Raw genomic sequence first — 13,086 nt, forward strand, 5'->3', positions numbered from 1 at the left:
GACCTGCAGACACTCCTCGCCACCTGGACCGGCGCCTGCCCCACCTGCCATCGCGACATACCCACACCCATACGAACCTGACCAAGCCCTACTAGGCCCTGTCGCGCCCCGGGGTGTGCCGTCCGGCGCTCACGTCGTGCGCGTGGCGACCATCGCGAGCGTGATCAGCCCCAGCACGACCCAGCCGAACCACAGCCAGCCGTTGCTGCCGAGGGCCACCGTGTAGGCCGTCACCACGACGAGGCCGCCGATGGTGAGCACCCCCATGGTCTTCGTGGAACCGTCCGCCGAACCGTTCGTGGAACCGGGCATCGCGACACCCTCCTCCGGCACACCCCCACAGGGTGTGTCTGCCTCCATGGTGCCCCGGTTCCGGCCCTTCAGCCCCGGCGACGGCTCAACCGCGGCCGTTCAGCGAGGCCAGATAGGCGTTGTACGCCTCCAGCTCCTTGTCGCCGTCCCGGTCGGCCGCCCGGTCCTGGCGCTTGGCCTGCCGCTGCTCGGAGCCGTACCACTGGAACAGCAGGGCGATCAGCACCAGCACCGACGGGATCTCGCTGAAGGCCCAGGCGATGCCGCCGGCCGCGTTCTGGTCGGAGAGGGCGTCGATGCCGAGGGAGGCGGGCGGGTTGCGGAACGTCTCGACCATCGGCGTGGACGCCATCATCAGAGCGATGCCGAAGAAGGCGTGGAAGGGCATCCCGGCGAACAGCTCCAGCATGCGCATCAGGTAGCCCGGCCGGTTCGGGCCCGGGTCCACGCCCATGATCGGCCAGAAGAACACCACGCCGACGGCGAGGAAGTGCACCATCATCGCGACGTGCCCCGTCCTCGACCCCATCAGGAAGTCGAAGAGCGGCGTGAAGTACAGCGCGTACAGGCTCGCGATGAACATCGGAATGGTGAACGCGGGATGCGTGACGATCCGCATGTACCGGCTGTGCAGCAGCATCAGCAGCAGCTCACGCGGCCCCTTGCGGCCCCTGCCCGCGGTGGGCAGGGCGCGCAGCGCCAGGGTGACCGGGGCGCCGAGCAGGATCAGGATCGGCGACAGCATGCTGATCACCATGTGCTGCACCATGTGCACGCTGAACATGACCATGCCGTAGTCGTTCAGCCCGGTGCACATCACCAGCATGATCGTCAGCACACCGGTGACGTACGCCACCGTCCGCCCCGCGGACCACGTGTCCCCGCGCCGCCGCAGCCGGACGACCCCCCAGGCGTACAGCCCGAGGGCGGCCAGACAGGCGACGAGGAAGAACGGGTCCGCCGACCACTGGAGACCCCGCCCCAGCGTGAACGGCGGCAGATCCATCGTCATGCCGTGCCCGCTGTGATCCATCCGCCGGCTCCTGATTCGTGGGGGGTTGTACGTTTCCTGCCGCCCCCAGAGTAGAACTGCCCCCGGTCACGATCGCGACCGGGGGCAGGACAGCAGGCTCGCAAGGGGCGCGAGGCCCCGCAGGACGGCTACAGCACGCACTCCGCCTCGGCGTACCGGTCCGAGGGGACCGTCTTCAGCGTCTCGACGGCCTCCGCCAGCTCCACCATCACGATGTCCGTCCCCCGCAGGGCCGTCATCCGGCCGAACTCGCCCCGGTGCACGGCCTCCACCGCGTGCCATCCGAACCGGGTGGCCAGGACGCGGTCGTACGCGGTGGGCGTGCCGCCCCGCTGCACGTGCCCGAGGATCACCGGCCGGGCCTCCTTGCCGAGGCGCTGTTCCAGCTCGACGGACAGCTGGCGCGCGATCCCGGCGAACCGCTCGTGCCCGTAGATGTCCTTGCCGCCCTCGTCGAAGGCCATGGAGCCGGGTGCGGGCTTGGCGCCCTCCGCGGCCACGACGATCGCGAACCGCTTCCCCGCCGCGAACCGCTCGCCGACCCGCCGGGTCAGCTCCTCGATGTCGAAGGGGCGTTCCGGTACGACGATGGCGTGGGCGCCGGCCGCCATGCCGGAGTGCAGCGCTATCCAGCCGGTGTGCCGCCCCATGACCTCGACGACGAGGACCCGCTGGTGGGACTCGGCGGTGGTCTTGAGCCGGTCGAGCGCCTCGGTGGCGACGCCCACCGCGGTGTCGAAGCCGAAGGTGACGTCGGTGACGGCGATGTCGTTGTCGATGGTCTTCGGCACGCCCACGATCGGCAGGCCGCTGTCCGACATCAGGCGGGCCGCCTTGAGGGTGCCCTCACCGCCGATCGGGATGACGGCGTCGAGGCCGAGCTCCTCGACGTGTCCGCGGGCCCGCTCCACGCCGTCCCTCAGCTGCGAGGGCTGGACGCGGGAGGAGCCGAGGATGGTGCCGCCGCGGGCCAGGATGCCGCCCACCGCGTCGAGGTCGAGCTTGAGGTAGTCGCACTCCAGGAGGCCCTTCCAGCCGTCCCGGAAGCCGATGACCTCGTCGCCGTGGTCGACGACGGCGCGGTGCACGACGGACCGGATGACGGCGTTCAGGCCGGGGCAGTCGCCGCCGGACGTGAGGACACCAATGCGCATAGCCCGAACAACCTTCTCCACGTGGGCCGGATCCGGACCGCGTCGTCCGGCTCGATCCCCGCCACCCTAGCGGCAGGAGGGGGCGGGGCCGAAGCACACGTCCGCCTGCTGGACGCACCCGCTCACCTGTGCGGACGTACCGTCATCCGGGCTGCTGACGGCACCCCGAAGATCGGGTGGACACACAGGTCGTGCGGGTTTCCGCGGGCGCCTGCCGAGCGCCCGCGGAGCGCCTGCTAGGCGGGCTGCTGCGCGGCCGCGATGCGCTCGTTGCGCAGGGCCTCGTACCAGCGGTCGTCGGTCGGCGGGAGCGCGTTCACGTCGAGCGCCAGCTTCAGCAGCAGGTCCGCGATGAGCGGATTGCGGGCGAGCACCGGACCGTGCATGTAGGTGCCGAAGACGGTGTCGTTGTACGCGCCCTCGGTGCCGTCGCCGGTGCCGTTGCCCTTGCCGATCTGGACGCGGGCGAGCGGGCGGGCGGTCGGGCCGAGGTGGGTGATGCCCTGGTGGTTCTCGAAGCCGGTGAGCGGGGGCAGCCCGAGGCGCGGGTCGATGTCGGCGAGGACGTCGCCGACGCACCGCTCGCCCTCACCACGGGTGGTGGTGACGTCCAGCAGACCGAGACCCGGCTCGCGCTGACCGAGGTCGTTGACGAACTCGTGGCCCAGGATCTGGTAGCCGGCGCACACCGCGAACACGATCGCGCCGTTCTGCACCGCCTGGTACAGGTGCCCGTCGCGCCGCAGCCGCTCGGCCGCGAGCCGCTGCGGCCGGTCCTCGCCGCCGCCGATGAGGTAGATGTCGCCGGAGGTGGGGATCGGCTGGTCGCTGCGCACGTCCAGCCGCGCCACGTCCAGGCCGCGTTGCCGCGCCCGCCGCTCCACGACCAGGACGTTGCCCTGGTCGCCGTAGGTGCTGAGCAGGTCCGGGTACACCCAGACGACCCGCAGTTGGTTGTCGTTCATCACGGTGATGTATCCCTCGGGGCTCAGTTGCCGACGCGGCGGCGCAGGTCCTGGAACGCGGTGTAGTTCGCGATGACCTCGATACGGCCGGGCGGCGCCAGCTGCACGGCCTGGTCGACGTTCTCGCACACCTGGAAGTGCTGGTTGGCCACCTCCAGGCGTACCGCGAGGTCCAGCTTGCGGTCACCGACGACGAAGATCGGGTGGCCGGTGAGACGGGTGTAGTCGACGTCCCACAGCCAGGACGTGTCGGTGCCGTCGGCGCCGCGGGCGTTCACCGAGAGGATGACCGGCGTGGGCGGCGGGTCGATCAGGCTGAACGTCTCGAGCCAGCCCGCCGGGTTCTTCGCCAGCAGCAGGCGCAGGTCGCGCTGCATGAACTGGACGACGTCGTAGCGCCCGGCGACGGCCTGCACCTGGTACATCCGCTCCAGCGCGACCTGCGGCGGCACGCCGAAGACGGCGGCGACGGCGGCCGAGGAGGCGGCGTTGGCCTTGTTGGCGCGGCCCGGCAGCTGGAGGTGGATCGGCCAGGCGGAACCGTGCGGGTCGAGGACGTGGTCGCCGGAGAGCGCCCAGCTCGGCGTCGGCCGCCGGAACCCGCACTCGCCGCAGAACCAGTCGTCGCCCGGACGCTGCATCACGCCGCCGCAGGACGGGCAGGACCAGGCGTCGTCCTTCCACATCTGCCCGGCGGCGACCCAGATCACGTTGGGGGAGGAGGACGCGGCCCACACCACCAGCGGGTCGTCGGCGTTGGCGACGACGACGGCCTTCGAACCGGCCAGCCCCTCGCGCCAGTTCTCCGCGAGCATGCGGGTCTCGGCGGCGCGGTCCAGCTGGTCGCGGGAGAGGTTCAGCAGCGCGATGCACTTGGGCGCGGTGTCGCGGGCGACACCGGCCAGGTACTTCTCGTCGACCTCGATCACGCCGTACTTGGCGTCGGAGCCGCCCGCGAGCGCCGAGGTGATGCCGGCCGGCATGTTCGCGCCCAGCGCGTTGGAGACGACCGGGCCCGCGGCCCGCAGGGCCTCCGCGATGAGGCGGGTGGTCGTGGTCTTGCCGTTGGTCGCCGAGACGAGGGTGACGTCCAGGTTCTGGGCGAGCCGTGCGAGGAGGTCGGGGTCGAGTTTCAGCGCCACCTTGCCGCCGATCACCGAACCGCTGCCGCGTCCCGCGGCACGCGATGCCGCCGCGACCGCCTTGCCCGCGGTCACGGCGATCTTGGCCCGCGGCGTGAGCGGGTCCGAGTTGCCTGCCATCAGTTCTCGATCCTCCTTGCGTACGCGCCGCGCCTGAAGCCTGACGGCAACGTGGTAGGTGGTCAGCCTATCGAGATCCATTCACAGTCCCGAATCCCGGCACCGTCTCACGCTGCGCACGGCATGCGCGTGTCAGAAAGGACCGTACCCTTGCCGCCATGCGACAAGGTTCCATCCCGGGTGCCCACGGGCGCGTCCGGCCCCTCACCCTGCTCGGCGATCCGGTCCTGCGGCAACCCTGCGCGGAGGTCACCGAGTTCGGTCCGGACCTGGCCGGCCTGGTCGAGGACCTGTTCGCCACGATGTACGCGGCACAGGGCGTGGGCCTGGCCGCCAACCAGGTCGGCGAGTCCCTGCGGGTGTTCGTCTACGACTGCCCGGACGACGAGGACGTCCGCCACCTCGGCCACGTGGTGAACCCGCGCCTGGTGGACGTGGACGGCGTGGTGGTCCGCGGCCCCGAGGGCTGTCTGTCCCTGCCGGGCCTGGAGGCGGGGACGGAACGCCACGACCACGCGGTGGTCGAGGGTTTCACGGTGACGGGCGAGCCGGTCACCGTCCACGGCACGGGATTCTTCGCCAGATGCCTGCAGCACGAGTGCGACCACCTGGAGGGACGGGTGTACGCGGACCGTGTGACGGGGTGGCGCGGGAGACGGCTGGCGCGCCGGGTGGCGCGGGCCTCCTGGGGCGGGTGAGGGCGGTGTACGGCCGTCAGAACCCCGGTCCGCCGACCTTGTCCCCGGCCGCCGCGAGGCGGCCCCACAGCAGGTCGGCGAGGCTGCGCACCAGCTCGGCCCGGGAGCACGGCCGCTCACCCAGCCACCAGTCGCCCGCCGCGTGCATCATTCCGACGATCCCGTGTCCCCAGACGCGGGCGAGCTGCTGGGTCCCGGGGCCGAGGTCCAGCCGCTCCTCGATGACCTGGGCCAGTTCCTCGCCCATCCGCCGCAGCAGGGGAGCCGAGTGCTTGCCGACGTCGAAGCCCTGTTCGCCCGAGGCCCCGTCCGCCGGGTGCATCAGGAAGCGGTAGACCTGGGGGCGGGCCTCGATGGCCGCGAGGTAGGTCTCCAGCGTGGCCTCGACGCGCTCGCGGCGTTCGGCGGGAGCGTCCAGGGCGGCGCGCAGGGAGGCGAGCAGCGCGTCGGTGTGCCGCTTGGCGAGGGCGGCGTACAGTCCGCCCTTGTCGCCGAAGTGGCGGTAGAGGATCGGCTTGGTGATGCCGGCCTCCGCCGCGATGGCGTTCATGGAGGCCTGGGGGCCGTCTCGGAGCACCACTCGGTCGGCGGCCTCCAGCAGCTCGCGCCTTCGGCGGTCGGCGGACCGCTGCTGCTCGGTCCGCTGCGTGGTGTCCATGTGCTCTCCCCACCCGTGCTGATTCGGTGACGCCTGCGCAAACTAACACTTGAAGATGGCCCCGCATCGAACGGGCTGCCGGGCTGTCCTCGGGAGTTGACTTTTCCTACCGACCGGTAACAGACTCGCGTTACCGCTAGTAACACGCACGTTCCGCCGCTGGAGGGGACATGGCCGAGTTCACCATGGAGCTCAACGACGAACAGAAGGAGGTCCGGGACTGGCTGCACGGCTTCGCGGCCGACGTGATCCGCCCCGCGGCCGCCGAATGGGACGAGCGTGAGGAGACTCCCTGGCCGGTCATCCAGGAGGCCGCGAAGGTCGGCATCTACTCCCTCGACTTCTACGCCCAGCAGTACTTCGACGCCACCGGTCTCGGCATCCCCATGGCCATGGAGGAACTGTTCTGGGGAGACGCGGGCATCGCCCTGTCCATCGTCGGCACCGGCCTCGCCGCCGTGGGCGTCCTCGCCAACGGCACCGAGGAGCAGATCGGCACCTGGATCCCCCAGATGTACGGCGACGCGGCCGATGTCAAGGTGGCCGCCTTCTGCTCCTCCGAGCCCGACGCCGGCTCCGACGTGGCCTCCATGCGCACCCGCGCCGTGTACGACGAGGCCAAGGACGAGTGGGTGATCAACGGCACGAAGACCTGGGCCACCAACGGCGGCATCGCCAACGTCCACGTGGTCGTCGCCGTCGTCGACCCCGGGCTGGGCTCCAAGGGGCACGCCTCCTTCATCGTCCCGCCGGGCACGCCGGGTCTCGCCCAGGGCCAGAAGTTCAAGAAGCACGGCATCCGCGCCTCGCACACCGCCGAGGTGATCCTCGACAACGTGCGGGTCCCCGGCTCCTGCCTGCTCGGCGGCAAGGAGAAGCTCGACGAACGGCTGGCGCGGGCGCGCGAGCGGGCCGAGGCGGGCGGCGGCGAGCGCGTGAAGAACGCGGCCATGGCGACCTTCGAGGCCTCACGGCCGGCGGTCGGCGCGATGGCGGTCGGCACGGCCCGCGCGGCGTACGAGGTCGCCCTCGACTACGCGATGACGCGCGAGCAGTTCGGCCGCCCGATCATCGACAACCAGGGGGTCGCCTTCCAGCTCGCCGACATGCGCACGCAGATCGACGCGGCGCGGCTGCTGGTCTGGCGCGCTTCGTGGATGGCGGTCAACGGCAAGCCGTTCACGGCCGCCGAGGGCTCCATGTCGAAGCTGTACGCCAGCGAGACGGCGAAGAAGGTGACGGCGCAGGCCGTCCAGATCCTCGGCGGCAACGGCTACACGCGGGAGTACCCGGTGGAGCGGATGCATCGCGACAGCGCGATCTACACGATCTTCGAGGGGACGAGCGAGATCCAGCGGCTGGTGATCGCCCGCACCCTGTCGGGGATGCCGATCCGGTAGCCGCCGACGGCGGCCACCGCGCGACCGGCCACGACGCGCCGCCCGCAGCAGCGCACCGGCGCCCCTACGGCGCCCCGCCGCTGCTGTGGGCGATGCACGCCACGTCGATCCGGTCGGCCAGCTTCGCCAGCTCGATCGTCAGCGCGGCGACCGTGTCCTCGTCCAGATCTCCCGCCCCGGCCTCGACGAGATGCAGCCACCGGCCCCCCAGCGTGCGGAGCAGCTTGCTCACGTCGGCCGCGGACACCTGGAGGGTCCCGCGGTCGTCGACGATCAGAGGCAGAGTCACTTCGCGGTTCACAACCGGGATCGTAGCCGCGCGGCGCTCACGCACCGTGCCAAACCGTGGTGATGTTGCAGAACTCGCGGATTCCGTGCCCGGACAGCTCACGCCCGTAGCCGGACCGCTTGACCCCGCCGAAGGGGAGCGCCGGATGGGAGGCGGTCATCCCGTTGACGAACACCCCGCCCGCCTCCAGATCCCGGACGAACCGGTCCACCTCGGTCTCCTGCCGGGTCCACACGTTGGAACTCAGCCCGAAGGGGGAGTCGTTGGCGATGAGGACCGCCTCGTCCAGGTCGGCCGCCCGGTAGAGGGTCGCCACCGGTCCGAAGGCCTCCTCGCGGTGGATGCGCATCCCGCGGTCGATGCCGGCCAGGACGGTCGGCGGGTAGTACCAGCCGGGCCGGTCCGGGCGTTCACCACCGCACAGCACCGTGGCGCCGCTGCGCCGGGCGTCGTCCACCAACTCCTCCAGGTCGGCGCGGCCCTGCTCGCTGGCGAGGGGACCGACCTCCGTCTCCTCCTCCAGCGGATCGCCGACCTTCAGCGCCCGCATGCCCTCGGTGAAGCGTTCGGCGAAGCGGTCGTACACGTCCGCGTGGACGATGAACCGCTTGGCGGCGATGCACGACTGCCCGTTGTTCTGCACCCGCGCGGTCACCGCCACCTCGGCGGCCCGGTCGACGTCCGCGGACGGCATGACGACGAAGGGGTCGCTGCCGCCCAGCTCCAGCACCGTCTTCTTGACCATCTCGCCGGCGGTGGAGGCCACCGCGCGGCCCGCGGGCTCGCTGCCGGTCAGGGTGGCCGCCTTGATCCGCTCGTCCCGCAGGATCTCGTCGACCGCGGCGGAGCCGATCAGCAGGGTCTGGAAGCAGCCCTCGGTGAAGCCGGCCCGGTGGAAGAGGTCCTCCAGGTAGAGGGCGGTCTGCGGGACGTTCGAGGCGTGCTTGAGCAGGCCGACGTTGCCCGCCATCAGCGCGGGCGCGGCGAAGCGGACGACCTGCCACAGCGGGAAGTTCCACGGCATCACCGCGAGCACCGGGCCCAGCGGGCGGTACCGCACCAGGGCGTGGGAGGCGCCGGAGTCCCGCACGTCGGACTCGGCCGGCCGCTCGTCGGCGAGGAGCCCCGCCGCGTTCTCGGCGTACCAGCGCATGGCCTTCGCGCACTTGGCGGCCTCCGCGCGCGCCTGCTTCACCGGCTTGCCCATCTCGGTGGTCATCACGCGGGCGATCTCCGCCCGGTCCTCGTCGAGGAGGTCGGCGGCCCGGTTCAGCAGCCGGGCGCGGTCGGCGAACGCCGTCGTGCGGTACGTGCGGAACGTGGCCTCGGCGAGCTGGAGCCGGCGTTCGAGCTCCTCCTCGTCCATGGCCTGGTACGTCTTGAGCGTCTCGCCGTTCGCCGGGTTCACCGTCGCGATGGGCATGACCGACCTCCCTCGGTGCTGGATGTGCTTCGACCTTCGCGCGTCCCGGAGGGCCCCGCAACGCGTGCGCGTCCGCTCAGCCCGAGTGCTCCGTCAGCCGGTCGAGAAACGCGGCCTGTGCCGTCACGATCACCTCGCGGGCCCGGTCCAGGCCGTACCAGGCGACCCGGTCCAGCTCGGGGAACTCCCGCGTCCGCCCGGAGAGCGGCGGCCACTCCATGACGAAGGTGCCGGGTTCGACCGCGGCCGGGTCGAGGTCCGCCTCGATCGCCCAGGCCGTCACGATCTTGCCGTTCGTCTGCCGGACCTCCCCGAGCGGGAACGCCTCGCCGTCCGGCGGCGCCACCCCCAGCTCCTCCCGGAACTCGCGGCGGGCGGCCTCCCAGGCCGGCTCGCCCGGCTCGTACTCGCCCTTCACGACGGTCCAGGCACCGGCGTCCTTCTTCGCGAAATAAGGGCCGCCCATGTGTCCCAGCAGCACCTCCGGTCCGTCGCCGGTGCGCCGGAACAGCAGCAGACCGGCACTGCGCCGCGCCGTCACGGCCGTACCTGCGGGTGCGCGGCCAGCACCGTCTCCACCGTGTCCGCCTGCTCCGGCCGCTTGTCCTCGCGGTAGCGGACCACGCGGGCGAAGCGCAGGGTGACGCCGGCCGGGTAGCGGCTGGAGCGCTGGATGCCGTCGTACGCGATCTCGACGACGAGTTCGGGGCGTACGGTCACCACCCAGCCGTCGTCCTCGACGGTCAGGTTCCGCAGGCGGTCGGTCTGCCAGGTGAGGAGGGCGTCGGTCAGGCCCTTGAAGGTCTTGCCGAGCATCGCGAAGCCGCCGTCGGCGGTGCGGGCGCCGAGGTGGAGGTTGGAGAGCCTGCCGGTGCGCCGGCCGTGGCCCCACTCGGCGGCCAGCACCACCAGGTCGAGTGTGTGCACCGGCTTGACCTTCAGCCAGGACGCGCCGCGCCGGCCCGCGCTGTAGGGCGCGTCGAGGGACTTCACCACCACGCCCTCGTGGCCCCGGGCCAGCGTCTCCTCGAGGAAGTCCTCGGCCGCCCGCAGGTCCGCCTCGCCCGCCAGGACGGTCCGGCGCACCCGCATCGGCTCGGGCACCAGCCGGGCCAGCTCCGCGTGCCGCTCGAAGAAGGGCAGGCCGAGGAGGTCCCTGCCGTCGACCGACAGCGCGTCGAAGAAGACGGGGGAGACCGGGACCTCCGCGGCGGCCGTGGCCACGTCCACCCGGGAGCCGACGCGGCCCGCGGTCTCCTGGAAGGAGCGGGGCCGGCCGGTCTCGTCGAGGGCGATGACCTCACCGTCCAGGATGAACCGCTCACCGTGCAGCTCCAGCGCCGCGGCGGTGAGTTCGGGCAGCCGGTCGGTGATGTCGTCGAGGGTGCGGGTGTGCACCCGTACGGTGTCGCGGTCCCGGTGGACCTGGACGCGGATGCCGTCCAGTTTCTCCTCCACCGCGCAGGCGCCCAGCCTGCCGACCGCCTCGGCCACGGAGGACGCGGTGTGCGCGAGCATCGGCAGCACCGGGCGGCCGACGGTGAGCCGGAACCGTTCCAGCGCCGCCGGCCCGTCCGCGAGCAGGGCCTGTGCCACCGTCCGGAGCGAGCCGGCCAGCATCACCGCCCGCCGTACGTCCGCCGGGGGAGCGCCGGTCGCCTCCGCGAGCCCCTCCACCGCCACCGCGTCCAGGGCGCCCTGCCGGACCTCGCCGCTGATCAGGGCGATCAGGAAACGCTGCTCGTCCTCCGTGGCGGCGCCCATCAACTCCCCGACCAGCCGGACCCGTTCGGCCTGCGAGCCGGGGCCCGACACCTTGCCCAGGCCGGTGAGCCGGGCGTCCACCTCACGCACGGTCAGCGTCGGCACGGCGGCCGGGGCCACCGGACGGTCCAGCACCTTCCGGCCGACGCCGAGCCGCCCCTGGGGGAGCCGTCCGGCCAGATACGGGATCACCACCGGCACCTCCTCCGCCTCCGCCTCCCGGAACAGGGCGGCGAGCAGGGCGATCTTGCGGGAGCGCGCCGAGGTGGCGGCGACCTCCCGGGACACGTCGGCGAGCCGGATCAGCAGCATGCAGCCATGGTGCAACGCCGGCGTGGCGCCTACACCCGGACGGCGGCGTCGAGATCGTCCATCAGCAGCTCCCCGTTGATCGCGGCGCCCGCCCGGTAGCCGCGGCTCGCCGCGTTGACGACCTGCTCGGCGAAGCCGGAGGCGTTGCCCGCCGCCCACAGGCCCGGCACGGTGGTCAGGCCCCGGCCGTCGACCACGGGGTAGCGGCCGAACGGCGTCTCGGTCATCTCGGCGCCGAGCCGGGCCAGGAGGCCGGTCTGCGGGACCGCCCTGGGGGCGACGAACAGCGCCTCGCGGGCGTGCACGGCCCCTGCCCCGGCCGGGGCGTCCCCGGCCAGGCGGACCCCGGTGAGCCGGTCGTCCTCGACGACCAGCCTGGCCACCTCGCCGGGGACGACGTCGACACCGGCCGCGGCGAGCCGGCGCAGGTCCTCGTCGGACAGTTCCGCCTCGCCGACGGTGTGCAGGAACAGCTTCACGTCCTTCGACCACTGGGTCACGATCAGCGCCTGGTGCACGCTCGTGGGGCTGGCGGCGAGCACGCCGAAGGCCTGGTCGCGGACCTCCCAGCCGTGGCAGTACGGGCAGTGCAGCACGTCCCGCCCGAACCGCTCGGCGAGGCCCTCGACCGGGGGCAGCTCGTCCTTCAGGCCGGTGGCGACGACGAGCTGCCGGGTCCGCACGGTCCGTCCGCCCGCCAGCATCACGGCGAAACCCTCGTCCCGTGTGGCGTCCACCGCCCGGTCCCGGACCAGCTCCACGCCGTACCGGGCGATCTCCTCGCGTCCGATCGCCAGGAACTCGGCCGGGGACATCCCGTCCCGCGACAGGTAGCCCTGCATGTGCGCGGCGGGCGCGTTGCGCGGCTCGCCCGCGTCCACGACCAGGGTGCGGCGCCGGGCCCGGCCGAGGACCAGGGCGGCGGACAGCCCCGCCGCGCCGCCGCCGATGACGACCACTTCGTAGGCGTCGGCGCTTCCCGGGGGGTTCGCGGTGTGTTCGGTGTGCCCGGTGTTCGTGGTGTTCTCGGTCATCTGTGACCACCTCCACGGCCGACCGTCGCGCCGTCACTGCCGTATTGACAAACAAGTTTGCCGAAACTGCAATAGCCTCATGAGTGACGACAGGGACGACGGCAGGGGTGACGACAGGGATGACGGCGGCGCCGGGACGGGTGGCGAGGGCGTCGACGCGGTGCTCGCCGAGGTCGGGCCGCGGCTGCGGCGGATCCGCAAGGAGCGGGGCGCGACGCTGGCGGGGCTGTCCGAGGCGACGGGCATCTCGGTGAGCACGCTGTCCCGGCTGGAGTCGGGGCTGCGCAGGCCCAGTCTGGAACTGCTGCTGCCGATCGCGCGGGCCCACGAGGTGGCGCTGGACGAACTGGTGGGCGCGCCGGCGGTGCGCGACCCGCGGGTGCGGGCGCAGCCGATCGTCCGCTACGGCCGCACCCACTGGCCGCTGACCCGCCAGCCCGGCGGCCTCCAGGCGTTCAAGGTGCTGGAACCGCAGCGCAGGCTCGACCCGGACCCCCGTGTGCACGAGGGGTACGAGTGGCTGTACGTGCTGTCCGGGCGGCTGCGGCTGGTGCTGGGCGAGCACGACGTGGTGCTGTCGGCGGGGGAGGCCGCCGAGTTCGACACGCGCGTGCCGCACTGGTTCGGGTCGACGGGGGAGGGACCGGTGGAGTTCCTCAGCCTCTTCGGGCCGCAGGGGGAGCGGATGCACGTACGGGCGCGGGCCAAGGGAGCGTGACGCGAGGCGGCCTCCCGCGGACGGCCTCCCGCGTACGGCGCCTCGCACGGGACTGTTGCCCGCC

The 13,086-nt window shown here is 72.3% G+C and carries 14 protein-coding genes; 3 read left to right on the forward strand and 11 right to left on the reverse strand.

Annotation, left to right across the window (positions count from 1 at the left end; genetic code table 11):
• Positions 1 to 129: 129 nt before the first annotated feature.
• The 5 genes from AB0N31_RS32735 to AB0N31_RS32755 all read right to left on the reverse strand — a co-directional run bounded on the left by AB0N31_RS32735 (position 130) and on the right by AB0N31_RS32755 (position 4,726).
• Positions 130 to 312: a hypothetical protein gene (locus tag AB0N31_RS32735; RefSeq protein ID WP_366062128.1), complete on the reverse strand. Its 183-nt coding sequence runs from the start codon at positions 310 to 312 to the stop codon at positions 130 to 132.
• A gap of 85 nt (positions 313 to 397) precedes the next feature.
• A complete protein-coding gene (locus tag AB0N31_RS32740) occupies positions 398 to 1,345 on the reverse strand; it encodes a cytochrome c oxidase assembly protein (RefSeq protein WP_366062129.1) in 948 nt (315 codons plus the stop codon).
• A gap of 128 nt (positions 1,346 to 1,473) precedes the next feature.
• A complete protein-coding gene (locus tag AB0N31_RS32745; protein WP_366062130.1) occupies positions 1,474 to 2,499 on the reverse strand; it encodes a 6-phosphofructokinase in 1,026 nt (341 codons plus the stop codon).
• A 236-nt stretch (positions 2,500 to 2,735) separates the two neighbouring features.
• A complete protein-coding gene (locus tag AB0N31_RS32750; protein WP_363089799.1) occupies positions 2,736 to 3,464 on the reverse strand; it encodes a glutamine amidotransferase in 729 nt (242 codons plus the stop codon).
• Between the two features lie 23 nt (positions 3,465 to 3,487).
• Complete coding sequence (locus AB0N31_RS32755) at positions 3,488 to 4,726, reverse strand: MurT ligase domain-containing protein (RefSeq protein WP_363089798.1); 1,239 nt, start codon at positions 4,724 to 4,726, stop codon at positions 3,488 to 3,490.
• Positions 4,727 to 4,884: 158 nt separating this feature from the next.
• Between AB0N31_RS32755 and def the strand changes: the two genes are divergently transcribed.
• Positions 4,885 to 5,424 (forward strand): peptide deformylase, encoded by a 540-nt coding sequence (def, locus tag AB0N31_RS32760; RefSeq protein WP_366062131.1) that lies wholly within the window; start codon positions 4,885 to 4,887, stop codon positions 5,422 to 5,424.
• Between the two features lie 16 nt (positions 5,425 to 5,440).
• Here def and AB0N31_RS32765 read toward each other — a convergent pair whose 3' ends face one another.
• A complete protein-coding gene (locus AB0N31_RS32765) occupies positions 5,441 to 6,082 on the reverse strand; it encodes a TetR family transcriptional regulator (RefSeq protein WP_363089796.1) in 642 nt (213 codons plus the stop codon).
• Positions 6,083 to 6,252: 170 nt separating this feature from the next.
• Between AB0N31_RS32765 and AB0N31_RS32770 the strand changes: the two genes are divergently transcribed.
• Positions 6,253 to 7,482, forward strand: a complete 1,230-nt coding sequence (locus AB0N31_RS32770; protein WP_366062132.1) for an acyl-CoA dehydrogenase family protein — start codon at positions 6,253 to 6,255, stop codon at positions 7,480 to 7,482.
• 64 nt (positions 7,483 to 7,546) lie between these two features.
• Here the strand turns inward: AB0N31_RS32770 and AB0N31_RS32775 are convergent, their stop codons facing one another.
• The 5 genes from AB0N31_RS32775 to AB0N31_RS32795 form a co-directional block, all read right to left on the reverse strand.
• Positions 7,547 to 7,783 carry a DUF6213 family protein gene (locus AB0N31_RS32775; protein ID WP_366062133.1) on the reverse strand — a complete coding sequence of 79 codons (237 nt, stop codon included), beginning with the start codon at positions 7,781 to 7,783 and terminating at the stop codon, positions 7,547 to 7,549.
• A 25-nt stretch (positions 7,784 to 7,808) separates the two neighbouring features.
• Complete coding sequence (locus tag AB0N31_RS32780) at positions 7,809 to 9,194, reverse strand: NADP-dependent succinic semialdehyde dehydrogenase (protein WP_366062134.1); 1,386 nt, start codon at positions 9,192 to 9,194, stop codon at positions 7,809 to 7,811.
• Positions 9,195 to 9,270: 76 nt separating this feature from the next.
• Complete coding sequence (locus AB0N31_RS32785) at positions 9,271 to 9,735, reverse strand: NUDIX domain-containing protein (RefSeq protein WP_366062135.1); 465 nt, start codon at positions 9,733 to 9,735, stop codon at positions 9,271 to 9,273.
• Positions 9,732 to 11,270 (reverse strand): ATP-dependent DNA ligase, encoded by a 1,539-nt coding sequence (locus tag AB0N31_RS32790; protein ID WP_366062136.1) that lies wholly within the window; start codon positions 11,268 to 11,270, stop codon positions 9,732 to 9,734. The genes AB0N31_RS32785 and AB0N31_RS32790 overlap by 4 nt, the downstream gene beginning before the upstream one ends.
• A gap of 29 nt (positions 11,271 to 11,299) precedes the next feature.
• A complete protein-coding gene (locus tag AB0N31_RS32795; RefSeq protein ID WP_366062137.1) occupies positions 11,300 to 12,304 on the reverse strand; it encodes an NAD(P)/FAD-dependent oxidoreductase in 1,005 nt (334 codons plus the stop codon).
• Between the two features lie 79 nt (positions 12,305 to 12,383).
• Between AB0N31_RS32795 and AB0N31_RS32800 the strand changes: the two genes are divergently transcribed.
• A complete protein-coding gene (locus AB0N31_RS32800) occupies positions 12,384 to 13,022 on the forward strand; it encodes an XRE family transcriptional regulator (RefSeq protein WP_366062138.1) in 639 nt (212 codons plus the stop codon).
• The last annotated feature ends 64 nt before the right edge of the window (positions 13,023 to 13,086 follow it).

The sequence above is a fragment of the Streptomyces sp. NPDC051051 genome, assembly GCF_040682975.1.
Taxonomy (GTDB): Bacteria; Actinomycetota; Actinomycetes; order Streptomycetales; family Streptomycetaceae; genus Streptomyces.

Coding starts and splice junctions, on each gene's coding strand:
- def (WP_366062131.1), top strand. CDS start 4,885: ATGCGACAAGGTTCCATCCCGGGTGCCCACGGGCGCGTCCGGCCCCTC.
- AB0N31_RS32740 (WP_366062129.1), bottom strand. CDS start 1,345: ATGGATCACAGCGGGCACGGCATGACGATGGATCTGCCGCCGTTCACG.
- AB0N31_RS32765 (WP_363089796.1), bottom strand. CDS start 6,082: ATGGACACCACGCAGCGGACCGAGCAGCAGCGGTCCGCCGACCGCCGA.
- AB0N31_RS32795 (WP_366062137.1), bottom strand. CDS start 12,304: ATGACCGAGAACACCACGAACACCGGGCACACCGAACACACCGCGAAC.
- AB0N31_RS32750 (WP_363089799.1), bottom strand. CDS start 3,464: ATGAACGACAACCAACTGCGGGTCGTCTGGGTGTACCCGGACCTGCTC.
- AB0N31_RS32800 (WP_366062138.1), top strand. CDS start 12,384: ATGAGTGACGACAGGGACGACGGCAGGGGTGACGACAGGGATGACGGC.
- AB0N31_RS32790 (WP_366062136.1), bottom strand. CDS start 11,270: ATGCTGCTGATCCGGCTCGCCGACGTGTCCCGGGAGGTCGCCGCCACC.
- AB0N31_RS32780 (WP_366062134.1), bottom strand. CDS start 9,194: ATGCCCATCGCGACGGTGAACCCGGCGAACGGCGAGACGCTCAAGACG.
- AB0N31_RS32755 (WP_363089798.1), bottom strand. CDS start 4,726: ATGGCAGGCAACTCGGACCCGCTCACGCCGCGGGCCAAGATCGCCGTG.
- AB0N31_RS32745 (WP_366062130.1), bottom strand. CDS start 2,499: ATGCGCATTGGTGTCCTCACGTCCGGCGGCGACTGCCCCGGCCTGAAC.
- AB0N31_RS32770 (WP_366062132.1), top strand. CDS start 6,253: ATGGCCGAGTTCACCATGGAGCTCAACGACGAACAGAAGGAGGTCCGG.
- AB0N31_RS32735 (WP_366062128.1), bottom strand. CDS start 312: ATGCCCGGTTCCACGAACGGTTCGGCGGACGGTTCCACGAAGACCATG.